Consider the following 21901-nt stretch of genomic DNA (forward strand, 5'->3'; position numbering starts at 1 on the left):
CCGAGACCCAACACACTACGCCGCGCCCGATTCTTGCATTACACTGCCCGGCGTACATTCCTTAACCAATTGATGAGATGACCGTGCTCAAAGCACTCAAGAAAATCTTCGGTAAAAGCGAGGCTGAGCAGCTCGCGCCAAGCTCCAGCGTCCCCTCCCCCAGCCCCAGCAGCCATCATGAAGGCCGTCAATCGGGCCGGACCGCGCCAGCTACCGCAAGCCAAAAAGAGCCGGTGACCACACCCGCCGCCCCTGCTGTTGCAGCCCCATCGACTCCCGCCCGCAGCGAAAAGCCCAAGGCCGAACAACCTCGTCGTGAGCGCGCGCCAAAGCCGGCCGTCAGCACCTGGAAACTCGAAGACTTCGTCGTCGAGCCCCAGGAAGGCAAGACCCGCTTCCACGACTTCAAGCTCGCCCCCGAGCTGATGCATGCCATTCATGACCTGGGTTTTCCTTACTGCACGCCGATCCAGGCGCAGGTCATGGGCTTCACCATCAATGGCCAGGACGCCATCGGCCGGGCCCAGACCGGCACCGGCAAGACCGCCGCGTTCCTGATCTCGATCATCACCCAGCTGTTGCAGACCCCGCCGCCGAAAGAGCGCTACATGGGCGAGCCACGGGCACTGATCATTGCGCCGACCCGCGAGCTGGTGGTCCAGATCGCCAAGGACGCCGCCAGCCTGACCAAATACACCGGCCTGAACGTGATGACTTTCGTCGGCGGCATGGACTTCGATAAGCAGCTCAAGCACCTCGAAGCCCGCCACTGCGACATCCTGGTCGCCACCCCGGGCCGCCTGCTGGACTTCAACCAACGCGGCGACGTGCACCTGGACATGGTCGAAGTGATGGTGCTGGACGAAGCCGACCGCATGCTCGACATGGGCTTTATCCCCCAGGTACGGCAGATCATTCGCCAGACTCCGCCGAAAAATGAACGTCAGACCCTGCTGTTCTCCGCGACCTTCACCGAAGACGTGATGAACCTGGCCAAGCAATGGACCACCGACCCGGCCATCGTCGAGATCGAATCCGAGAACGTGGCCAGCGAAAACGTCGAACAGCACATTTATGCCGTGGCCGGCGCCGACAAATACAAACTGCTCTACAACCTGGTCACCGACAACGGTTGGGAGCGGGTCATGGTCTTCGCCAACCGCAAGGACGAAGTCCGGCGCATCGAGGAACGCCTGGTACGCGATGGCGTGAATGCCGCCCAACTGTCGGGCGATGTACCGCAGCACAAGCGCATCAAGACCCTGGAAGGTTTCCGTGAAGGCAAGATCCGCGTGCTGGTGGCCACCGATGTGGCAGGTCGCGGGATCCACATCGACGGCATCAGCCACGTGATCAACTTCACCCTGCCGGAAGTACCGGACGACTACGTGCACCGCATCGGGCGTACCGGCCGGGCCGGGGCCAACGGTGTGTCCATCAGCTTCGCCGGTGAGGACGACTCCTATCAGCTGCCATCGATCGAAGCCCTGCTGGGGCGCAAGATCAGCTGCGAAACACCGCCCACCGAGCTGCTGCGCCCCGTGGAGCGCAAACGCCCGCAAGCGACCTGAGGCACGGGCAGCGCCCGAAGCCTCTGCCCTGAAGAAAACGCAGCCCCACCAGGCTGCGTTTTTTTTCGCCTGGCGATTGCCGAACAAAACTAAAAGTCCATAATAGACAAATTAGTTTATATCCACTGCCGTGGGAGCCCCCGCATGTCCAGCACGCCTTATGTGATTGCCCAACCCCAAGCCCGCGAACTGCTGGCCCAGGTCGATGTGCCGCAGATCCTGCGCAAACTGTTTATCGACCTGGCCGCCGGGCGTGCGGTGCAACCGGCGCAGCAGTTGGTGGAATTCCCCCAGGGGGCCGGCGACTTCATCAACTACCTGGGGGTGCTGTCCGATGATCGGGTGTATGGGGTCAAGACCTCGCCCTATATCGTTCGCGCCGAAGGCCCGCTGGTCACCGCCTGGACCCTGCTGATGTCCATGGACAGCGGCCAGCCGCTGTTGCTGTGCGATGCCGGCGAACTGACCACCGCCCGCACCGCCGCCACCACGGCCGTGGCGGTGGACGCCCTGGCGCCTGTCGACGCCCGCCAGCTGTGCATCATCGGCAGCGGTCCCGTGGCCATGGCCCACCTGCATTACGCCAAAGGCCTGCGGCCATGGCAGAACATCCGCCTGTACTCGCCGAGTCTCGCCAGCGCCAGCGCAGAACAACAGGCTCGGCTCCAGGCTCTGGACCCGCGGCTACAAATTACCAGCAGCCGTGAACAGGCCCTGGCCGACGCGGATGTGATCATGCTCTGCACCTCGTCCGCCGGGCCGGTCATCGACCCAGCGCAACTGAGCCGTCCGGCGTTGATCACTTCCATCAGCACCAATGCGCCACGGGCCCACGAGGTGCCGCCGCAAAGCCTGGGCCAGATGCAGGTGTATTGCGACTACCGCCAGACCACACCGGACGCCGCGGGCGAAATGCTGATCGCCAGCCAGCAGCACGGCTGGCACAAGGAGGCGATTGTCGGCGACCTGGGCGAGTTGCTCAGCGGCCAGGCCCCGCGCCCGAACGCCACCGGCTCGGTGTTTTTCCGCTCCATCGGCCTGGGCCTGGAGGACATCGCCCTGGCAAATGCGCTGTACCGCTTGCAGCTCAAGGCTGACGCAGCGCCAGCGCCCGCCCGATAAGCGCGGCACCCGGCCCTACCCAGACTTTTCCGGAGACACCCATGCCTCAGGCAGACTTCATCATCATTGGCGGCGGCATCGCCGGGGCATCCACCGGCTACTGGCTGTCAGGCCATGGCCGGGTCGTGGTGCTCGAGCGCGAGTCGCACCCGGCCTACCACTCCACTGGGCGCTCGGCGGCCCTGTATACCGCGGCCTATGGCACCGCCCAGGTGCGGGCCCTGACCCTGGCCAGCCGCGCGTTCTTCGACGCGCCGCCCGCCGGTTTCTGCGAACACCCGCTGCTGACGCCGCGCGGGGAGATGACCGTGGACTTCAACGGCGACCCGCAAGAGTTGAACAATCAGTACCTGAGCGCCAAGGCCTCGGTGCCGGAGATGCAACTGCTCAGCGCCGACCAGGCCTGCGCGCGCCTGCCGATCCTGCGTCGGGAAAAAGTCCACGGCGCGCTGTATGACCCCAGCGCCAGCGATATCGACACCGACGCCCTGCACCAGGGCTACCTGCGCGGTATCCGGCGCAACCAGGGCGAGCTGCATACCGACTGCGAAGTGCTGTCCCTGGCGCGTGACGACCAGGGACTGTGGCACGTGACGACCGCCAACCAGACCTTCAGCGCGCCCATCATCATCAACGCCGCCGGCGCCTGGGCCGACCAGATCGGCGCCATGGCCGGCGCCCGGCGCCTGGGGCTGCAACCCAAGCGCCGCGCAGCCTTTATCTTCGCCGCACCCGAAGGCCTGGATATCCACCATTGGCCGATGCTGGTGAGCCTGGATGAGTCGTTCTACATGAAGCCCGATGCCGGGATGTTCCTCGGCTCGCCGGCCAACGCCGACCCCGTCGAACCCCATGACGTGCAGCCCGAAGAACTCGATATCGCCATGGGCATCTACCAGATCGAAGAAGCCACCACCTTGAGCATCCGCCGCCCGACCCGCACCTGGGCCGGCTTGCGCAGTTTCGTCAGTGACGGTGACCTGCTCTCGGGGTTCGACCCAAAGGTTCCGGGGCTGTTCTGGGTCGCCGGCCAGGGCGGTTACGGCATCCAGACCTCACCGGCCATGGGCCAGGCCAGCGCCGCACTGGTACGTGGCCTGCCCCTGCCCGAACCACTGACACGCTTTGGCCTGGAGGCCGCCATGCTCTCCCCTGCACGCCTGGGCTGAAGCCCGGCTCAGGTGACGCGCCCCTGGGATTGCGGCAAACTCCCAGCGCCCTGGATGCCAGGGCGCTGACACCGCCTGGAGTACGACCCATGACCACACCTGTGCAGGACCCTGCCCTGGACAACTTCCGGGCGATCGCCGATGCCATCGCCACGCTGTTTTTCCCCCATGCCGAGGTGGTGATCCACGACCTGCGCACGCAAAAGATCGACTACATCGCCAACAACATTTCCAAGCGTGAAGTGGGCGACGACGCCGCGCTGGAGGACATGCTCAGCGAGGAGGTCAGCGAACGTAATATTGGGCCGTACGAAAAACTCAATTGGGATGGTCAGAAGATTCGCAGCCTGAGCAGTGTGCTGCGCGACAGCCAGGGCCATCCGTTGGCCGTGCTGTGCATCAACCTGAATATTTCCCTGTTTGAAAACGCCAAGGCGGCGCTGGACCTGTTTCTCTCGCCGAACAAACTGATCCCGCAGCCCGACTCGCTGTTTCGCGATGACTGGCAGGAACGGATCAACACCTTCCTCCACAACTGGCTGCGCGAACGCCAGCTGGGGCTGAACCTGCTGACCCGCGAGCACAAGCGGGAGCTGGTGCTGGCATTGCACGCCGAGGGCGCCTTCAAGGGCAAAAGCGCCTCCAACTACGTGGCCAACGTGCTGAGCATGGGCCGCGCCACGGTGTACAAGCACCTGAAGGAATTGAAGGGCTGAACCTGTGTCACCCGGGCTCCGCTCAAGAAGCCCGGGTGACGTCGCCGATCAATCGCCGTAGATGTCCGACTTGAAGTACTTGGCCTGGATCTTCTGGTATTCGCCGTTGGCGCGGATACCGTCGATGGCCTTGTTCAGCTCGCCAACCAGCTCAGTGTTGCCCTTGCGCACCGCGATCCCGGCGCCTTCGCCGACGTATTTCGGGTCCTTGAGCTCGGGGCCGACAAAGGCATAACCCGCGCCGCGCGGCATCGCCAGGAAATCGCTCAAGGGGATGGTGTCGGCAAACACCGCGTCCAGGCGACCGGACGCCAGGTCCATGTAGATCTCTTCATTGTTGCTGTAGCGCATGACCTTGATGCCCTTGGGCTCGAACACCTCGGTGGCGTAGCGGTCGGTGGTGGTGGCCCGCTGCACGCCAACGGTCTTGCCCTTGAGGCTGGCGTACTGGTCATCCACCACTGCGCCCTGCTTCATCACCAGGCGCGAGGAGGTGAAGTAGTACTTGTGGGTGAAATCCACCGACTTCTTGCGCTCTTCAGTGATGGTCATGGACGACAGCGCGAAGTCGATTTTCTTCACTTTCAGCGAGGGAATCAGGCCGTCGAACTCACCCTCGATCCACTCGCACTTGACCTGCATCTGCGCGCACAGCGCATTGCCGATGTCGTAGTCGAAGCCTTCGATCTTGCCTTCGGAGGTCTTGAAAGCGAACGGTGGGTAGGCGGCTTCGATACCGATGCGCAGGGTTTTGTCGGCGGCGAACAGACTGCTGCACGCCAGCAAGCTCAGCACCAGGCCACTGATAAGGGGGAGTTTCTTCATGATCGTTCTCTCGCGGGTTTGTTGTAGGTTTGGCAAGACAGAAGAAAAGAGCAACGCAGGGGTAACCGCTTTTTTGTACTTATAATTCCATACTGGACTTTTATGTATTTATCGTCAATGGAGCGCGCGCAGTTGCGTCGCGCCATCAAGCGCAGGGAACGTTCAGCAAGCCAGGAATGACGCAGGCGCCGGCAAGCCGGCGCCACGGGGGAAGGGATTAACGCTTATCTGAGGATCAGGGCTTCCAGCGATCCGCCGCCGCGTGATCGCTGTCGCGCCCTTGCACCCAGCGCGGCCCGTCGCGGGTGTTTTCTTTCTTCCAGAACGGCGCGCGGGTTTTCAGGTAATCCATGACAAACGCGCAGGCCTCGAACGCCGCCTGGCGATGGGCACTGGCGACGCCGACGAACACGATCGGCTCGCCAGGCAACAACTCGCCGATGCGGTGCAGCACCTCCAGCTTGAGTAGCGGCCAACGCTGCTCGGCTTCAGCGACAATTTTGGCCAGGGCCTTTTCGGTCATGCCCGGGTAATGCTCGAGAAACATCCCCGCCACTTCCAGGCCGTCATTGAAGTCGCGCACATAGCCGACAAAGCTGACCACCGCGCCGACGCCGACGTTGGCGGCATGCAGCGCATTGACCTCAGTGCCCGGGTCAAAGGCGGCGGACTGCACGCGAATCGCCATCTCAGCCCCCGGTCACGGTTGGAAAGAATGCCACTTCGTCGCCATCGCTGAGGGGCTCGTCAAGCTGGCACAGCTCCTCGTTGCGCGCACACATCAGGTTTGGCTCGGCCAGGACCTCGGCGCCATGACGCTCCACCAGCAAGCGCCGCACCTCCTCCACCGTGGCGAACTCACCCTCCAGCAGCAAGCCATCCATCCCCAGCGCTTCGCGGTAACGGGCGAAAAACTTCACGTTCAGCTTCATGGCGTTGGCGCCTGGTAATGGCCGCTCTTGCCGCCGAGTTTTTCCAGCAGGCGCACGCTTTCGATGGTCATGCCTCGGTCTACGGCCTTGCACATGTCGTAGATCGTCAAGGCGGCGATGCTGGCGGCGGTCAGGGCTTCCATCTCGACCCCGGTCTGCCCGGCAAGCTTGCAGCGGGCGACGATGTGCACGGTGTCGTCGCCTTCGGCAGTGAGCTCGACCTTGACGCTGGTGAGCATCAACGGATGACACAGCGGGATCAGATCACTGGTTTTCTTCGCCGCCTGGATCCCGGCGATTCGGGCCACGGCAAACACATCCCCCTTGGGGTGGCCGCCGCTGACGATCATGTCCAGGGTTTGCGGGAGCATGCGCACCCGCGCTTCGGCCACGGCTTCACGGGAGGTCACGGCTTTTTCGGTGACGTCGACCATATTGGCGCGACCTTGGGAATCGAGATGAGTCAGCACAGCCTTACTCCTGATCAGGAGCGGCGATTGTAAACCCCTGGGTCAATTTTTCGCACGCGCCTTAGCGCCCTTTCCCACGCAAGCGTCTGGCCCACCCAAGGGCCATCAGCCTGGGGAATGCACGGCATCAGAACAACGAATTGGCCGGGGTCGGCGAATCACCGTACAAGGTCGAAAACACAGGAGTTCATTGCATGACATTGCTCGTTCCAATCCTTCTCAGCCTGCTTGCCGGGTTCGCCGTCCCCCTCCAGGCCGGGACCAACGCCCGACTGGGGGCGCTCCTGGGCCACCCACTGTGGGCCACCGGGGTTTCGCTGCTGGTCAGCCTGCTGGCGCTGATGGTCGTGCTGCTGGTGATCAAAGTGCCCAAGCCCAACCTCAGCGCCTTGTCAGGCGCCCCCTGGTGGATCTGGATGGGCGGGATCGCCGGCGTGCTCTACATCACCATCGCCCTGCTGATGGCCCCACGCCTGGGGGCACTGAACTTCATCATGGCGGTGATCATCGGCCAGTTGGTGATCTCGCTGATCATCGACTATTTCGGCCTGGTGGGCTTGCCGCGCAAGGACATCAGCCTGCAAAAGCTGGTCGGGGTACTGGTGGTAGTCGGCGGTTTTGTCATCACCACCCGCGGTTAAACCCTAGGGGCGGCCGCCACCTCGCTGACCTGCCGACGCAACCAGGCATGGGCCGGATCATCACTGAAGCGCTGATGCCAGATGTGCACAAAGGGGAATGGCGCAATCGCCAGGGGGGGCGGCAGGCACAGCAGCAGCGGGTCGGCTGCGGCTTGATCCAGGGTGCGGGTGGCGACCGTCAGGATCAGGTCAGTGCCCAGGATCATCTGCGGCGCGATCCGCCAGTGGGGCACGCTGACCACCACGCGTCGCTGCAACCCACGGGCGCGCAACTGGCTGTCGACTTCACCGTTGAGGCTGGCATCTATCGACACCTGCAAATGGGGCCGGGCCAGGTACTCGGGCAGATCCAGCACGCCGCTGGCAGGCAACGTTTGCCGGTCCACCAGGCAGGAAAATGTTTCCTCGAACAGCACCTGCATGGCGATTTCCGGCCCCAGGCTGGGAAATACCCCCAGGGCCAAGTCGATCTTGCCCCGGCTCACTTGTTCGAACATCTCGTGGCGGCTGCCCTGGGTCACGTTGAGGCTGATATTCGGCGCATCGCGACGCAGGCGCACCAGCAAACCCGGGAGGATGAGCGCCGCCCCGTAGTCGGACATCGCCAGCTCAAAGGTGCGCTCGGAGCTGGCCGGATCGAAGTCCAGGGTCTTGCCGAGCAGGGTCTCGACCTGGCGCAGGATCTCCTTGAGCGGCGCCCGCAGGTTCTGCGCCAGCACGCTGAGCACCACCTCATGGCCGTCGCGGATCAGCAGCGGATCGTCCAACAGGGTGCGCAGCTTGCCCAGGGAGTGGCTGATGGCCGGCTGGCTCAGGTGCAGGCGCTCGCCGGTGCGGGTCACGTGTTTCTCCGTGAGCAGGGCGTCGAGCACCACCAGCAGGTTCAAGTCGATGTTACGCAGTAACTGGGTGCTCATCCTGGCCTCATCTGGGCGGGCGCACGCCATGGCCGGGGCCAGGGCACGGGTCTGAATCGGCGCCCAGAATACCCGGTTGCCCGGTGCGCGATGCAAACAAAACGGGCGACCCAAGGGCCGCCCGCATTCACAACTGCATGGGTTACAGGTGGGTTTCGGCGTATTCCGCGAGAATCGAGCGTGGCACCCCTTGCAGGGTGATGTGCACGCCGTTCGGGAAGTCCTTGAAGCGTTCGGTGAGGTAGGTCAGCCCGGAGCTGGTCGCGGACAGGTAAGGGGTGTCGATCTGCGCCAGGTTGCCCAGGCACACCACTTTGGAACCGGCGCCGGCACGGGTGATGATGGTTTTCATCTGGTGCGGGGTCAGGTTCTGGCATTCATCGATCAGGATCAGGCTTTGCTGGAAGCTGCGACCCCGGATGTAGTTCAGGGATTTGAACTGCAACGGCACCTTGCTCAGGATGTAGTCGACGCTGCCATGGGTGTTTTCGTCATCCATGTGCAGGGCTTCGAGGTTGTCGGTGATGGCGCCGAGCCAAGGCTCCATTTTTTCCGCTTCGGTGCCGGGCAGGAAGCCGATCTCCTGGTCCAGACCCTGCACGCTGCGAGTGGCGATGATCCGCCGATATCGTTTGCTGACCATGGTCTGCTCAATGGCGGCAGCCAGGGCCAGGATGGTTTTACCCGAACCGGCGGCCCCCGACAGGTTGACCAGGTGGATGTCCGGGTCGAGCAAGGCATACAGCGCCAGGCCCTGGTAGATGTCACGCGGTTTCAGGCCCCAGGCTTCCTGGTGCAGCAGGGGCTCCTGATGCAGGTCGAGGATCAGCAAGGTGTCAGCGCGGATTTCCTTGATCCAGCCGACAAACCCTTGTTCGTCGATGATGAATTCGTTGATGTGCACCGCCGGCAGGTTGTCGATGAGCTGCACCTGGTGCCAGGTACGGCCATGGTCCTGACGGGTTTCCACTTTGCTCACGCGGTCCCAGAACGAGCCGGTCATGTTGTGGAAACCGTTGGGCAGCAGGGACACGTCGTCGACCAGTTGGTCGGTGCTGTAGTCCTCGGCCGCAATTCCGCAGGCGCGCGCCTTGAGGCGCATGTTGATGTCTTTGGTCACCAGCACCACGCGCAGGTCCTTTTCGCGCGCGTGCAGGTCGATCAACTGGTTGATGATGATGTTGTCGTTGAGGTTTTCCGGCAGCAGGCTGTTGGGCTCCGAGCGCTTGGTCATCAGGATCGACAACAGGCCTTTGGGGCCGCTCTTGCCACGCTGGATAGGCACGCCCAGTTCGACATCTTCCGGTGTCGCTTCGCCTAGGGTCTTGTCGATCAGGCGAATCGCCTGCCGACATTCCGCGGCAACGCTGTGATGGCCGCTCTTGAGCTTGTCGAGTTCCTCCAGAACGATCATCGGGATGGCGACGTGGTGCTCTTCGAAGTTCAACAGCGCGTTTGGATCGTGAATCAATACATTGGTATCGAGTACATAAAGGATTGGCTGGTTGGAAGAAGGGCTGCGTCCGTGATCATCCATACTCGGTCACCTTATGTGGGAGCCAGTCGACGCAATACCATGGCGGTGCTGCGCCTCGAAAGGACCACCGAGTTCGTCCGTGGGGGCTCGGGCGACATGAACACAAAAGGAGTCTTGGAAGACGCCACCTGTGTTGCAGGTTTCGGCGGTCTGACTTTGGTAATACTCCAAAACCTGTGACAGGAAAAAGCACTTTGACGTTTTTTTGAAGTTTATTTTTCAGGGTGACGAATAGCCCTTGGCGCGCTGCCCGTCCACCGTTAAAGTCGGAAGTCCGCCTGCAACCATTTCTCGTCAAAAATCGCCCCTATCCAGCCAAAAACCCAGCATTTGCGGGCTTTTACGGCTTTCAGCGAAAGGCATCCTGGCAGTCTTCCCAACCAATCCCGCTTTGCGCGGTTTGTGTCAGCAACCAGGGCATAGCGGCCTTGACCGTGTCTTGTTTGGCGTTGAAAGCGATCACGCCGCGCCGCCATAACAACATCAGGGTCAGGACCCGCTGGCCGCTCTCTTCAGCCTTGAGCTTGCCCGGACCGTCCTGAGCGTCGATATCCCACAACGCCACCTGCAACCCCTGGGCATTGAAGAAGGCCTGGGCGTCGGCGCGGCGCTGACCATAGGGTGGGCGGAACAGGGGCACATAGTTTTCCGGCAGCTTGTTGCGCACCAGCTCGGCGCTGCGCTGGACCGAGTACTGCCAGTCCTGCCAGTGGCTGTGGGAGCGGTACTCCCAGCCCTGCACGCCAACACACTGCCGCGAGTACAACGACTGCAGGCTGGCCACCGAGGCCTGGTTCAGGCGGTTCTGAATATCGCTGCCAAGGACGAAGAAGGTGCCGTTGAGGTTCGACTTGCGCAGGTAGTCGGTCAACCACGGGGTGTTGTCGGGGGCCAGGTTGGCGGCGCTGTCGAACGTCAGCAGAAACAGGCGGTCGTTGAGTTCGTCGCCATTGCGCTCGTAGTCGCCAAAGCGGGCGACCTCGCTGCTGGTCTGCGGGAACAGCGCAGCCTTGCGCAACAGCTCGTCCAGGTATTGCTCATGAAACGCCCGGCTCGGCTCGGCCCAGCGGATATAGAAGGAATCGTCCCCCAGGTGAAACTTGCCGGCCTGCTCGCGCAGGCTGTCCATGTCTTCCACCAGGAAGCAAAAAGACGCGTCCTGGTCGCAGCTCTGCTGGGCATAGTTGTAATTGCTCAGCAGGCGCTGCCAGAGGCGCTGACGCAACGCATCGATCGCCTCCCTATTAATGATGCGCAGACCCAGGCGCTGCTTGAGCGAGGCCTCGTCCCAGGCTTCGCTGACCAGCAGGGTGCGGGCAAAGGTCAGGATCTCGGCGCGCGAGGCGACGTCGAACAGGGTCGGGCTGCTGAGCTTCTCTGGCCAGGTGCTGCGATCCAGGGTCGCCACGTCATTGGCCGCCGCCAGGGCGCCAAAGCTCATGAGCCAGGCCGAAAAAACAAATGCGATACGCAAAACAAACGCCTCCAGAACAAAACCCGCGCCGCACTATAGCCGATCCTCCCCTGTGGCGAGGGCACTTGCTCCCGCGCCAACCGCCACAACGCCCAGCACCCCCACCTTGCGTCACCTATCGCCTTCATAGGTGGAGTCCGGGCGCCCAAGCCCCTAGAATCCCCCGACGCTTACAGGAGACGACTTCATGCTGATGGTGATTTCACCCGCCAAGACCCTCGATTTCGAGACCCCACCGGTTACCCAGCGCTTTACCCAGCCGCAATACCTGGACCATTCCCAGGAGCTGATCGAGCAATTGCGCGAACTGAGCCCGGCCCAGATCAGCGAACTGATGCATGTCTCCGACAAGATCGGCGGCCTCAATGCCGCGCGTTTCGGCAGCTGGAACCCGGCCTTCACCCCAGCCAACGCCAAACAGGCGCTGCTGGCCTTCAAGGGTGACGTGTATACCGGCCTGGATGCCCAGACCCTCAGCGAAGCGCAGTTCGACTACGCCCAGCAGCATCTGCGCATGCTTTCCGGCCTGTACGGTCTGCTGCGCCCCCTGGACCTGATGCAGCCTTATCGGCTGGAGATGGGCACCAAACTGGCCAATGCCCGTGGCAAGGACCTGTACGCCTTCTGGGGCACACGCATCAGCGAATGGCTGAATGAAGCCCTGGCCGAGCAAGGGGATGACCTGCTGCTCAACTTGGCGTCCAACGAGTACTTTTCGGCGGTGAAACGCAGTGCACTGAATGCACGCATCATCAATACCGAGTTCAAGGACCTGAAGAACGGCCAGTACAAAATCATCAGCTTCTATGCCAAGAAAGCCCGCGGCATGATGAGCCGTTTTGTGATCGAAGAGCGCATCAACGACCCGGCCGCCCTCAAGCAATTCGATGTGCAGGGTTATCGCTATAGCGCCGAACAGTCAAAACCGGAAAACCTTGTGTTTCTGCGCGACCACGCCCCGGAATAAAGCACGTCTCCACGCGCTGTTGTCCTACAATCAGCGCGCCAACTTTACATCCTTCCCATACTCCCCCGATCTTTTCGCGTCATTTAGTTGACGCGAATAGCCTTTGTTCTGAATTTATAACTTTTCTTTCACTCGACAGATGTGACTTTTTTCAGTAGTGGCACTTGTTTTTTTTAACGGTAGTGGCACAAAAGTATCCCCGCCTTGCAACTCCCCATAACTAAAGGTTCAAACCGCACGTGCCATCAATATGAGAGCAGTGCCATCTTTGTCCGTATTTCAAGAAATTTCAGAAAACAGGATGAGTGGGTCGGAACTATGTCCTTAACCACCGCTCATACCACCGGTAACGATTCTCATCGTCGCTGTAAGAGATGACTTACACGCAGGCAACTAACACTAGGCAAGTTAGCTTCAAAGTTTGACCGCACAGTCTAAAACTTGAACTAACCCTTTAAGGACAGGAGATAACGCATCATTACTATCCCCTACAAGGCCAAGGCATAGCCCCTATTCAGCGCTTCCGAAAGCGCCGCCAACGCACGCCCGTCATGGCTTACAGCCATTGCCACAGGGCCTGCAGCGAAGCTCGGAAAGGCCCTCCCACGGACGGCCGGCTACATTCAAGGGCAAGCCCTTACAACAAGGCCAAGTTGCGCACAACTTGAGTGCATTTATTTAGTCACTCGGAAATTAGTCTGCCCGCCACGGCATTACAGCGCCTGTTCGCTGCACTTCCGAGTGCGTAACTACAGCTGGCAAACATTAACTCCAGCCATTTAATGGCATGAATAACACAGAGGTAAATGCGATGCGCATCAGCATATTTGGTTTGGGTTACGTCGGTGCAGTGTGTGCCGGTTGCCTGTCTGCACGGGGCCATGACGTGATTGGCGTCGATGTTGCCAAAGACAAGATCGACATGATCAACGCCGGTAAATCGCCGATCGTTGAACCGGGCCTGGGCGAACTTCTGGCCAAGGGCATCGAGACCGGTCGCCTGCGTGGCACCACCAACTTCGCCGAGGCGATTCGCGATACCGACCTGTCGATGATCTGCGTCGGCACGCCGAGCAAGAAGAACGGCGACCTGGAGCTGAACTACATCGAAGCCGTGTGCCGCGAGATCGGTTTTGTCCTGCGTGACAAGACCACCCGCCACACCATCGTGGTTCGCAGCACCGTATTGCCGGGCACCGTCGCCAATGTGGTGATCCCGATCCTCGAAGACTGCTCGGGCAAGAAAGCCGGCGTCGACTTCGGCGTTGCGGTCAACCCCGAGTTCCTGCGTGAAAGCACCGCGATCAAGGATTACGACCTGCCACCGATGACTGTCATCGGCGAGTTCGACACCGCTTCCGGTGACGTCCTGCAATCGCTGTACGAAGAGCTCGACGCGCCGATCATCCGCAAGGACATCGCGGTGGCCGAGATGATCAAGTACACCTGCAACGTCTGGCACGCGACCAAGGTCACCTTCGCCAACGAGATTGGCAACATCGCCAAGGCGGTCGGCGTCGACGGCCGTGAAGTGATGGACGTGGTCTGCCAGGACAAGACCCTCAACCTGTCCCAGTACTACATGCGCCCGGGCTTTGCCTTCGGCGGCTCGTGCCTGCCCAAGGACGTGCGCGCCCTGACCTACCGCGCCGGCTCTCTGGACGTGGAAGCGCCGCTGCTCAACTCGCTGATGCGCAGCAACGAATCCCAGGTGCAGAACGCCTTCAACATCGTCCAGAGCCACGACAAGCGCAAAGTCGCGCTGCTGGGCCTGAGCTTCAAGTCCGGCACCGACGATCTGCGAGAAAGCCCGCTGGTGGAGCTAGCGGAAATGCTGATCGGCAAGGGCTACGACCTGAGCATCTACGACAGCAACGTCGAGTACGCCCGGGTCCACGGGGCGAACAAGGACTACATCGAATCGAAGATCCCCCACGTCTCGTCCCTGCTCAACTCGGACTTCGACTCGGTGATCGACAACTCCGACGTGATCATCCTCGGTAACCGCGACGAGAAGTTCCGCGCCCTGGCCGAAACCGCCCCCCACGGCAAACAGGTGATCGACCTGGTCGGCTTCATGTCCAAGGCCACCAGCGTCAGTGGCCGTACCGAAGGCATTTGCTGGTAAAGCAGCGGCAAGCTTCAAGCTACAAGCCGTAAGCAAGGGCTCCGCGCTTGGAGCTTGCGGCTTGGAGCTTGCAACTGATTTTAGGATGCTGATTATGCAATGGCTCAAGCACAGCCTGTTACAAGCCGCCGGTTGGCTGTTCTACCTCAGTTTGTTGATGGGTCTCGCCCTGGCGTTGCCCGCCTCGACCTTTGACGCCGAGTCGAAGGATTTCATCTTCCTGATTGGCGCCGTAGGCATCTGGCGCTATTCGATGGGGGCCACGCACTTTCTGCGCGGCATGCTGTTCCTGTACGTGGTCTACCCGCACCTGCGGCGCAAAGTGCGCAAGCTGGGCAAGGCCGCCGATCCATCCCATGTGTTTTTGATGGTCACCAGCTTTCGCATCGATGCCCTGACCACCGCCCAGGTCTACAGCTCGGTGATCCGTGAAGCCATCGAATGCGGCTTCCCCACCACCGTGGTCTGCTCCCTCGTGGAAATGTCCGACGAGCTGCTGGTGAAAAGCCTGTGGGCCAAGATGAACCCGCCGGAGCGCGTCAAGCTCGACTTCGTACGCATCGCCGGCACCGGCAAGCGTGACGGCCTGGCGTTCGGCTTCCGCGCCATCTCCCGCCACCTGCCGGACGACCGCGCCGTGGTGGCCGTGATCGACGGCGACACGGTGCTGGCCGAAGGCGTGGTACGCAAGACCGTGCCCTGGTTCCAGCTGTTCGGCAATGTCGGCGGCCTGACCACCAACGAGTTCTGCGAAGTACGTGGCGGCTACATCATGAGCGAGTGGCACAAGCTGCGCTTCGCCCAGCGTCACATCAACATGTGCTCCATGGCCCTGTCCAAGCGCGTGCTGACCATGACCGGGCGCATGTCGGTATTCCGCGCCACGGTGGTCACCGACCCGGACTTCATCGCCGACGTCGAAAGCGACTCGCTGCAACACTGGCGCCTGGGCCGCTTCAAGTTCCTCACCGGCGACGACAAGTCCAGCTGGTTCAGCCTGATGCGCCTGGGCTACGACACCTTCTACGTGCCGGATGCCGCGATCAACACCGTCGAGCACCCGCCGGAAAAGAGCTTTATCAAGGCCAGCCGCAAACTGATGTTCCGCTGGTACGGCAATAACCTGCGGCAGAACTCCCGGGCCCTGGGCCTGGGGATGAAACGCCTGGGGCTGTTCACCAGCGTGGTGCTGTTCGACCAGCGCGTGTCGATGTGGACCTCCCTGCTCGGCCTGACCGTGGCGATCATCGCCAGCTTCAAATACGGCTTTGCCTTCATCCTCGCGTACCTGCTGTGGATCGGCATCACCCGCCTGATTCTGACCCTGCTGCTGTCCTGCTCCGGGCACCGGATCGGCCCCGCTTACCCGTTGATTCTCTATTACAACCAGATCGTCGGTGCGCTGGTGAAGATCTACGTGTTCTTCCGCCTCGACCAACAGTCCTGGACCCGCCAGGACACCAAACTGACCCGTGATCTCGCCAGCTTTCAACGTTGGTTCAACACCTGGTCGTCTCGGACCATGACCTTCTCTGCCGGCAGCGTGTTCGTCGCCGTGTTGCTGCTGATGGTCTGACCTGCCTTGCCTGAATTAACTAGGAAATAGCCCTTATGAACACCGCCGTGAACGTCAACGTAGTGCATGAATCCGAAGCCCAACGCCAACATGCCCGGGTCAAGATCCCGGCCAAGCTGCGCTTTTTCGGGACCGACCGTACGCCCCTGGAAGTCCGGGTCCACGACCTGTCCGCGGGCGGCCTGAGCTTCAACGCCGGGCAGCAGGTGCTCACCGTCGGCGAGGTGCATAAAGGCCGTCTGCAATTCGTCATCGACAACCTCGGCCTGGCCATGGACGTCGAGTTGCAGATCCGCTCCCACGACCGCCAGACCGGCCGCGTCGGCTGCCAGTTCCAGAACCTGGAGCAGCAGGACATTTCGACCCTGCGTCACCTGATCACCTCCCACCTGTCCGGCGATATCGTGACCATGGGCGACGTGCTCGCCACCCTGCAACGCGACAACTTCACCAAGGCGCGCAAGGTCAAGGACGGCGGCCACGGCATGACCGCCTTCGGCCGCCTGCGTGCCGTGACCTTCAGCGCCGGGATCTTCATCGTCGGCCTGGCCGCCTTCGGCTTCATCCTCAAGTCGGTGTACGGCATGTACTTCGTCAGCCACGCCCAGGCCGGCCTGGTCAACGTTCCGGGGATGAACGTGACCATGCCTCGCGACGGTACCGTGCAAAGCCTGGTGCAGGCCGACGGCGTCGCTGCCAAAGGCGCACCGCTGGCCACCTTCAGCACCAGCATGCTCGACGTGCTCAAGGGCCACCTGGACGAAGATCAGCTGCAACCGGCCAAGGTCGAAGAGCTGTTCGGCAAGCAGATGACCGGCACCCTGACGTCGCCCTGCGACTGCACCGTGGCCCAGCAGATGGTCGCCGACGGCCAGTACGCCAGCAAAGGCGACGTGATCTTCCAATTGGTGCCGCGCAACAGCCAGGCCAATGTCGAGGCACGCTTCTCCTATCGCCAGTTCGCCGACGTCCGCCCGGGCACCCCGGTGAGCTTCCAGATCGCCGGCGAAGACAGCACCCGCACCGGCAAGATCGTCAGCAGCACCAGCCTCAACAGCGCCGACCTGTCGTCCGATATCCGGGTCCAGATCAAACCCGATGCCCCGCTGAGCAGCACCTTCGCCGGGCGTCCGGTGGAAGTCAGCAGCGATCGCGGTCCTTCCATGAACTGGCTGATCGATAAAGCCATGGCTGCGGGTCTGTAACCATGACAGTGCCTACCCATACCTCAGTCGCCGCGGCCCCAGGCTGCGACCGGCCACACAGCGGACTCCTGACACAACGCGCGGCCTGCCCTGGCCAGCGCCTTGCTTTCGATCGTCGCAGCCTGCGGCGGCTGCAGGTATCGGTGCTGCCCCTGGTTGCCGCCCTGGCCCTGGCCGGTTGCGCCGGCCTGCCCGACCAGCGCCTGGCCAACGAAGCCCTGAAGCGTGGCGACACCGCCCTGGCCGAACAGAACTACCGCCAGCTGGCGGACCTGGGCTACAGCGAGGCCCAGGTTGGCCTGGCCGATATCCAGGTCGAAAGCCGCGACCCGGCGCAGATCAAGCAGGCCGAAGCCACTTACCGCGCCGCCGCCGACACCTCGCCACGGGCCCAGGCCCGCCTTGGCCGGCTGCTGGTGGCCAAGCCGGGTTCGACCGAAGCCGAGCAGCACGAGGCCGAAGGCCTGCTGAAAAAAGCCTTTGCCAATGGCGAAGGCAATACCCTGATTCCCCTGGCGATGCTGTACCTGCAATACCCCCACAGCTTCCCCAACATCAACGCCCAGCAACAGATCAGCCAATGGCAGGCCGCCGGCTACCCTGAAGCCGGCCTGGCCCAGGTGCTCCTGTATCGCACCCAGGGCACCTATGACCAGCACCTGGATGAAGTCGAGCGCATCTGCAAGGCCGCGCTCAACAGCACCGATATCTGCTACGTCGAGTTGGCCACCGTGTACCAGAAACGCGGCCAGCCCGAGCAACAGGCCGAGCTGCTCAAGCAACTGCAAGCCGGCTACAGCCGCGGCACCGTCAGCGCCCAGCGCGTCGACAGCGTGGCCCGGGTACTGGGGGATGCGACGCTGGGCAAGCCCGACGAAAAAACCGCGCAGGCCCTGCTGGAACAGGTCGCCCCGGGCTACCCGGCGTCCTGGGTCAGCCTGGCGCAATTGCTCTACGACTTCCCGGAACTGGGCGACGTCGACAAGATGATGCAATACCTGGACAACGGCCGTGCTGCCGACCAGCCACGCGCCGAGCTGCTACTGGGCAAGCTGTACTACGAAGGCAAGTGGGTCCCGGCCGACGCCAAGGTCGCCGAGGAACATTTCCAGAAAGCCGTGGGCAAAGAAGTGGCCGCCGATTACTACCTGGGCCAGATCTACCGTCGTGGCTACCTGGGCCAGGTCTATCCGCAAAAGGCCCTGGACCACCTGCTGACGGCCGCCCGCAACGGCCAGAACAGCGCCGACTTCGCCATTGCCCAGCTGTTTTCCCAGGGCAAGGGCACCCAGCCCGACCCGGTCAACGCCTACGTCTTCAGCCAACTGGCCAAAGCCCAGAACACCCCGCAAGCCAATGAGCTTGCGCAACAGCTCGACACCCAACTGCCGCCTGCCCAGCGCGCCCAAGCCCAGCGCCTGCTGCAACAGGAACAAGCCCTGCGCGGCACCCTGAGCCAGAACACGCTGCAATTGCACGCCCTGCAAGAAGAAGACGGCGAGGAAACCCTATGACCCGCAATTCCCCATTCCACACCGCGGCGACAGGCATGCGCTTTCGTCTCTCGCAACTGGGCATCGCCCTGGGTTGCGTGCTGGTCTGGTCGACGCCGTCCCTGGCGGCCATGACCGACACCAAGAATTTCGGCCTGGAAGTGAAAATCACCGGCCAGTCCGAAGACGACCGCGACCTCGGCACCGCCAGCGGCGGCGACGTCAACGGCCTGGGCCTGGACCTGCGGCCCTGGGTCTACGGCGAACGTGGCGCGTGGAGCGCCTACGCCATGGGCCAGGCCGTGACGTCCACCGACATCATCGAGACCGACACCCTGCAGCAGGCCGACAGCGACGGCACCCAGGCTACCGACAACGGTGATCGCAAGACCAAGAAGAACTACCTGGCGATGCGCGAGTTCTGGGTCGGCTACAGCGGCTTCACGCCCTACCCCGGCGAGCAGTTGAAACTCGGCCGCCAGCGCCTGCGCAACGACGACGGGCAATGGCGCGACACCAATATCGAAGCCTTGAACTGGACCTTCGACACCACCTTGCTGCGGGCCAACGTCGGCGCCGCCGAACGCTTCAGCGAGTACCGCACCGACCTCAAAGAGCTGGCGCCCAAGGACAAGGATCGCCTGCACGTCTACGGCGATGCCGCCTATCAGTGGACCCCGGGCAACTGGGTGGGCATTCGCGGCCATCACACCCATGACGACGGCAAGCTCGACTACCCGACCCCGGGTGAAGCAGCCGACTCCCTGGACAAGAAAGAAAACGGTGACATCAGCTGGCTTGGCCTCACCGCCGACAGCGACGCCTATAACTGGCGCAACACCAACACCGTCAACTACTGGGCCAGCCTGACCGGCATGCGCGGCGACCGCGACACGGTCAACGCCCTGACGACCGACGGCAGCCGCCCGGCCGAGGCCAAGCGCAGCGACGATATCAGCGGCTGGGCCACCGACCTGGGTGTGCGCCTGCGCCTGGACCCTCATTGGCAAGTCGGCGCGGCCTATGCCCGCGCCAGCGGCGACTACGAGCAGAACGGCCTGGAAAGCAACCGCTCCAACTACACCGGGACCCGCTCGCGGGTGCACCGTTTCGGCGAAGCCTTCCGCGGCGAAATGAACAACATGCAGACCGCCACCCTGTTCGGCTCGTGGATGCTCAACGACGAATACGACGCCAGCCTGATCTACCACAAGTTCTGGCGCGTGGACGGCAACAAGCCGGTGGGCAGCAACGGTATCAGCGCGTTCGACAACACCTACGACGGCTCGGGCGCGCTGATCTCCAGCACCTCGCTGCCTGAAGACGGCAAGAAAGACCTGGGCCAGGAGATGGACCTGGTGGTCACCAAGTACTTCAAGCAAGGCTTGTTGCCCGCCGCGCTGAGCCAATCCATCGACGAACCTTCGGCGCTGGTGCGCTTTCGCGGCGGCGTGTTCAAGCCCGGCGATGCCTACGGCAAAGACGTCGACTCGTACATGCACCGCGCGTTTATCGACGTGATCTGGCGCTTCTGATGCGAACCGCGAAGGGAGTGCCCACGATGAATTGCTACCCCATGAACAGCCATGCCGCGAAAGGCTGCCTCAGCCTGCTGGCCGGCGCGATGCTGCTGGCCAGCTCGGCCGCCTTCGCGACGGCCGAGCCGGCCAAGGCGCCAGTCGTGGCCAAGGAACTGCAACAGGCCAAGACCTACACCGTCAGCAGCGCGCCGACCGAGCCGCTGGAACTGGCCAAACCGACCCTGCCCGACCTCTCCGGCTACACCGCCGAGGCCGCCGCGGCCAAGATCGTGCGCAGCAAGCCGGGCAAGATCAGCGTGCGCCGCATGATGCAGGAAGACGCCCTGAAGGACTTTATCGGCGGCGATAACAAAATGGCCGAGTGGGTGGTGCGCCAGCACGGGATCCCCCAGGCGATTTTCGTCGACGACGGCTACATCAACCTCAAGGACCTGGTGAAAAAACTGCCCAAGCAGTACATCAGCGAAACCGCGCCCGGGGTCTACCTGGCCAGGATCCCGATCGTGGTCGGACGCCACGGCATCCTCGACATCGACCAGCAGACCAAGGAGCTGCGCCTGTCCCAGGAAGGCGGTTCGTTCCTGGTCAACGATGGCCAGCTGTTTGTGCGTGACACCAAGGTCACCGGCTGGCGCGAGAAGGACAACGGCCCGGCGACCTTCCGCTCGCCCAAGGAATTCCGGCCGTTCCTGCTGGCCTGGGGCGGCACCGAGACCTACATCGTCAACAGCCAGATGGCCAGCTTCGGCTACGCCAACAGCAAGTCCTACGGCGTGAGTATTTCCCAATACACGCCGAACATGGCCAAGGTCCTCAAGCGCCCTGAACCCACCGGCTGGATCGTCGGCTCGGAGTTTTCGGACATGTGGTACGGCTTCTACTGCTACGAAACCCGCGACTTCGTGGTCAAGGGCAACACCTACAAAGACAACATCGTCTACGGCATCGACCCCCATGACCGTTCCCACGGCCTGATCATCGCGGACAACACCGTGCACGGGACCAAGAAGAAGCACGGGATCATCATTTCCCGCGAGGTCAACGACAGCTTCATCTTCAACAACCGCAGCTTCGACAACAAACTCTCGGGCCTGGTGATCGACCGCAACAGCATCAACAACGTGATCGCCTACAACGAGATCTACCGCAACCACACCGACGGCATCACCCTCTACGAGAGTGCCGACAACCTGTTGTGGGGCAACAAGGTGCTGAGCAACAAGCGCCACGGCATCCGCATTCGTAACAGCGTGAATATCCGCCTCTACGAAAACATCTCCATGGCCAACGGCCTGACCGGGGTCTATGGCCACATCAAGGACCTCTCCGACACCGACCGCGATATCAAGCTCGATCCGTTCGATGCCCAGGTTTCGCTGATCGTGGTCGGCGGCGAACTGGCGGCCAACGGCAGCGGCCCGATGTCCATCGACTCGCCGCTGAGCGTGGAGCTGTACCGCGTATCGATGCTCGCACCGACCAAAAGCAGCGGCATCAGCTTCTCGGGGATTCTCGGCGAGCGCCAGGACGAGATTCTCGACCTGCTGGTGCGCCAACAAAAAGCGGTGCTGATCGACCCCGTCGAACGCCAGACCGAATTGCGCGATTGAGGATGAC

19 protein-coding genes are annotated in these 21901 nt (G+C 62.3%); 12 read left to right on the plus strand and 7 right to left on the minus strand.

Annotated features, from left to right (window positions below; genetic code table 11):
- Positions 1 to 77: 77 nt before the first annotated feature.
- From rhlB to AC19YX_RS20540, 4 genes are all read left to right on the plus strand, one after another.
- Complete coding sequence (gene rhlB, locus AC19YX_RS20525; protein WP_078469932.1) at positions 78 to 1571, plus strand: ATP-dependent RNA helicase RhlB; 1494 nt, start codon at positions 78 to 80, stop codon at positions 1569 to 1571.
- A gap of 144 nt (positions 1572 to 1715) precedes the next feature.
- Positions 1716 to 2693 (plus strand): ornithine cyclodeaminase family protein, encoded by a 978-nt coding sequence (locus tag AC19YX_RS20530; RefSeq protein ID WP_500606874.1) that lies wholly within the window; start codon positions 1716 to 1718, stop codon positions 2691 to 2693.
- A 41-nt stretch (positions 2694 to 2734) separates the two neighbouring features.
- Entirely contained in the window at positions 2735 to 3862 is a 1128-nt protein-coding gene (locus AC19YX_RS20535; RefSeq protein WP_500606875.1) for an NAD(P)/FAD-dependent oxidoreductase, read from the plus strand.
- An 89-nt stretch (positions 3863 to 3951) separates the two neighbouring features.
- The gene (locus AC19YX_RS20540) at positions 3952 to 4578 is read left to right on the plus strand and encodes a helix-turn-helix transcriptional regulator (RefSeq protein WP_078469929.1); all 627 of its coding nucleotides are present in this window, start codon (positions 3952 to 3954) and stop codon (positions 4576 to 4578) included.
- 48 nt (positions 4579 to 4626) lie between these two features.
- Here the strand turns inward: AC19YX_RS20540 and AC19YX_RS20545 are convergent, their stop codons facing one another.
- The 4 genes from AC19YX_RS20545 to moaC form a co-directional block, all read right to left on the minus strand.
- Positions 4627 to 5403: an ABC transporter substrate-binding protein gene (locus AC19YX_RS20545; RefSeq protein WP_020298410.1), complete on the minus strand. Its 777-nt coding sequence runs from the start codon at positions 5401 to 5403 to the stop codon at positions 4627 to 4629.
- Positions 5404 to 5638: 235 nt separating this feature from the next.
- Complete coding sequence (gene moaE, locus AC19YX_RS20550; RefSeq protein ID WP_500606876.1) at positions 5639 to 6091, minus strand: molybdopterin synthase catalytic subunit MoaE; 453 nt, start codon at positions 6089 to 6091, stop codon at positions 5639 to 5641.
- A 1-nt stretch (position 6092) separates the two neighbouring features.
- Positions 6093 to 6335, minus strand: a complete 243-nt coding sequence (gene moaD, locus AC19YX_RS20555) for a molybdopterin converting factor subunit 1 (RefSeq protein WP_500606877.1) — start codon at positions 6333 to 6335, stop codon at positions 6093 to 6095.
- A complete protein-coding gene (gene moaC / locus AC19YX_RS20560; protein WP_201129565.1) occupies positions 6332 to 6805 on the minus strand; it encodes a cyclic pyranopterin monophosphate synthase MoaC in 474 nt (157 codons plus the stop codon). Before moaC ends, moaD begins: the two co-directional genes overlap by 4 nt.
- 194 nt (positions 6806 to 6999) lie before the next feature.
- On the opposite strand from moaC, the gene AC19YX_RS20565 reads away from it, so the two are divergent.
- Positions 7000 to 7446, plus strand: coding sequence for a DMT family transporter (locus AC19YX_RS20565; protein ID WP_500606878.1), 447 nt, complete (start codon positions 7000 to 7002; stop codon positions 7444 to 7446).
- Here the strand turns inward: AC19YX_RS20565 and AC19YX_RS20570 are convergent.
- From AC19YX_RS20570 to AC19YX_RS20580, 3 genes are all read right to left on the minus strand, one after another.
- Complete coding sequence (locus AC19YX_RS20570; protein ID WP_500606879.1) at positions 7443 to 8363, minus strand: LysR family transcriptional regulator; 921 nt, start codon at positions 8361 to 8363, stop codon at positions 7443 to 7445. The two genes, AC19YX_RS20565 and AC19YX_RS20570, sit on opposite strands and share 4 nt — an antisense overlap.
- Positions 8364 to 8505: 142 nt before the next feature.
- On the minus strand, positions 8506 to 9900 hold the full coding sequence (locus AC19YX_RS20575; protein WP_078469923.1) for a PhoH family protein: 1395 nt from the start codon (positions 9898 to 9900) through the stop codon (positions 8506 to 8508).
- Between the two features lie 349 nt (positions 9901 to 10249).
- The gene (locus tag AC19YX_RS20580) at positions 10250 to 11374 is read right to left on the minus strand and encodes a polysaccharide deacetylase family protein (RefSeq protein WP_500606880.1); all 1125 of its coding nucleotides are present in this window, start codon (positions 11372 to 11374) and stop codon (positions 10250 to 10252) included.
- Positions 11375 to 11561: 187 nt separating this feature from the next.
- Here AC19YX_RS20580 and yaaA point away from each other — a divergent pair, with 187 nt between their 5' ends.
- From yaaA to algG, 7 genes are all read left to right on the plus strand, one after another.
- A complete protein-coding gene (yaaA, locus tag AC19YX_RS20585; protein ID WP_078469921.1) occupies positions 11562 to 12341 on the plus strand; it encodes a peroxide stress protein YaaA in 780 nt (259 codons plus the stop codon).
- Positions 12342 to 13152: 811 nt separating this feature from the next.
- A complete protein-coding gene (locus AC19YX_RS20590) occupies positions 13153 to 14469 on the plus strand; it encodes a nucleotide sugar dehydrogenase (protein ID WP_020298401.1) in 1317 nt (438 codons plus the stop codon).
- Between the two features lie 94 nt (positions 14470 to 14563).
- Positions 14564 to 16045 (plus strand): mannuronan synthase, encoded by a 1482-nt coding sequence (gene alg8, locus AC19YX_RS20595; protein ID WP_446739662.1) that lies wholly within the window; start codon positions 14564 to 14566, stop codon positions 16043 to 16045.
- A gap of 35 nt (positions 16046 to 16080) precedes the next feature.
- A complete protein-coding gene (locus tag AC19YX_RS20600; protein WP_078469918.1) occupies positions 16081 to 17250 on the plus strand; it encodes an alginate biosynthesis protein Alg44 in 1170 nt (389 codons plus the stop codon).
- Between the two features lie 2 nt (positions 17251 to 17252).
- Positions 17253 to 18764, plus strand: a complete 1512-nt coding sequence (gene algK, locus AC19YX_RS20605) for an alginate biosynthesis TPR repeat lipoprotein AlgK (protein WP_500606881.1) — start codon at positions 17253 to 17255, stop codon at positions 18762 to 18764.
- A 35-nt stretch (positions 18765 to 18799) separates the two neighbouring features.
- Positions 18800 to 20278 carry an alginate export family protein gene (locus tag AC19YX_RS20610; RefSeq protein ID WP_078470225.1) on the plus strand — a complete coding sequence of 493 codons (1479 nt, stop codon included), beginning with the start codon at positions 18800 to 18802 and terminating at the stop codon, positions 20276 to 20278.
- 41 nt (positions 20279 to 20319) lie between these two features.
- Complete coding sequence (gene algG / locus AC19YX_RS20615) at positions 20320 to 21894, plus strand: mannuronan 5-epimerase AlgG (protein WP_421548327.1); 1575 nt, start codon at positions 20320 to 20322, stop codon at positions 21892 to 21894.
- Positions 21895 to 21901: the final 7 nt, after the last annotated feature.

This window comes from Pseudomonas sp. MF09150, from assembly GCF_059862355.1.

Bases quoted from the DNA above. Each gene is read 5' to 3' on its own strand.
- AC19YX_RS20540 (WP_078469929.1), top strand. From the start codon at position 3,952: ATGACCACACCTGTGCAGGACCCTGCCCTGGACAACTTCCGGGCGATC.
- AC19YX_RS20600 (WP_078469918.1), top strand. From the start codon at position 16,081: ATGAACACCGCCGTGAACGTCAACGTAGTGCATGAATCCGAAGCCCAA.
- moaE (WP_500606876.1), bottom strand. From the start codon at position 6,091: ATGGCGATTCGCGTGCAGTCCGCCGCCTTTGACCCGGGCACTGAGGTC.
- rhlB (WP_078469932.1), top strand. From the start codon at position 78: ATGACCGTGCTCAAAGCACTCAAGAAAATCTTCGGTAAAAGCGAGGCT.
- AC19YX_RS20545 (WP_020298410.1), bottom strand. From the start codon at position 5,403: ATGAAGAAACTCCCCCTTATCAGTGGCCTGGTGCTGAGCTTGCTGGCG.
- yaaA (WP_078469921.1), top strand. From the start codon at position 11,562: ATGCTGATGGTGATTTCACCCGCCAAGACCCTCGATTTCGAGACCCCA.
- moaD (WP_500606877.1), bottom strand. From the start codon at position 6,335: ATGAAGCTGAACGTGAAGTTTTTCGCCCGTTACCGCGAAGCGCTGGGG.
- alg8 (WP_446739662.1), top strand. From the start codon at position 14,564: ATGCAATGGCTCAAGCACAGCCTGTTACAAGCCGCCGGTTGGCTGTTC.
- AC19YX_RS20590 (WP_020298401.1), top strand. From the start codon at position 13,153: ATGCGCATCAGCATATTTGGTTTGGGTTACGTCGGTGCAGTGTGTGCC.
- AC19YX_RS20610 (WP_078470225.1), top strand. From the start codon at position 18,800: ATGCGCTTTCGTCTCTCGCAACTGGGCATCGCCCTGGGTTGCGTGCTG.
- AC19YX_RS20565 (WP_500606878.1), top strand. From the start codon at position 7,000: ATGACATTGCTCGTTCCAATCCTTCTCAGCCTGCTTGCCGGGTTCGCC.
- AC19YX_RS20570 (WP_500606879.1), bottom strand. From the start codon at position 8,363: ATGAGCACCCAGTTACTGCGTAACATCGACTTGAACCTGCTGGTGGTG.
- AC19YX_RS20535 (WP_500606875.1), top strand. From the start codon at position 2,735: ATGCCTCAGGCAGACTTCATCATCATTGGCGGCGGCATCGCCGGGGCA.
- algG (WP_421548327.1), top strand. From the start codon at position 20,320: ATGAACAGCCATGCCGCGAAAGGCTGCCTCAGCCTGCTGGCCGGCGCG.
- algK (WP_500606881.1), top strand. From the start codon at position 17,253: ATGACAGTGCCTACCCATACCTCAGTCGCCGCGGCCCCAGGCTGCGAC.
- AC19YX_RS20575 (WP_078469923.1), bottom strand. From the start codon at position 9,900: ATGGATGATCACGGACGCAGCCCTTCTTCCAACCAGCCAATCCTTTAT.
- AC19YX_RS20530 (WP_500606874.1), top strand. From the start codon at position 1,716: ATGTCCAGCACGCCTTATGTGATTGCCCAACCCCAAGCCCGCGAACTG.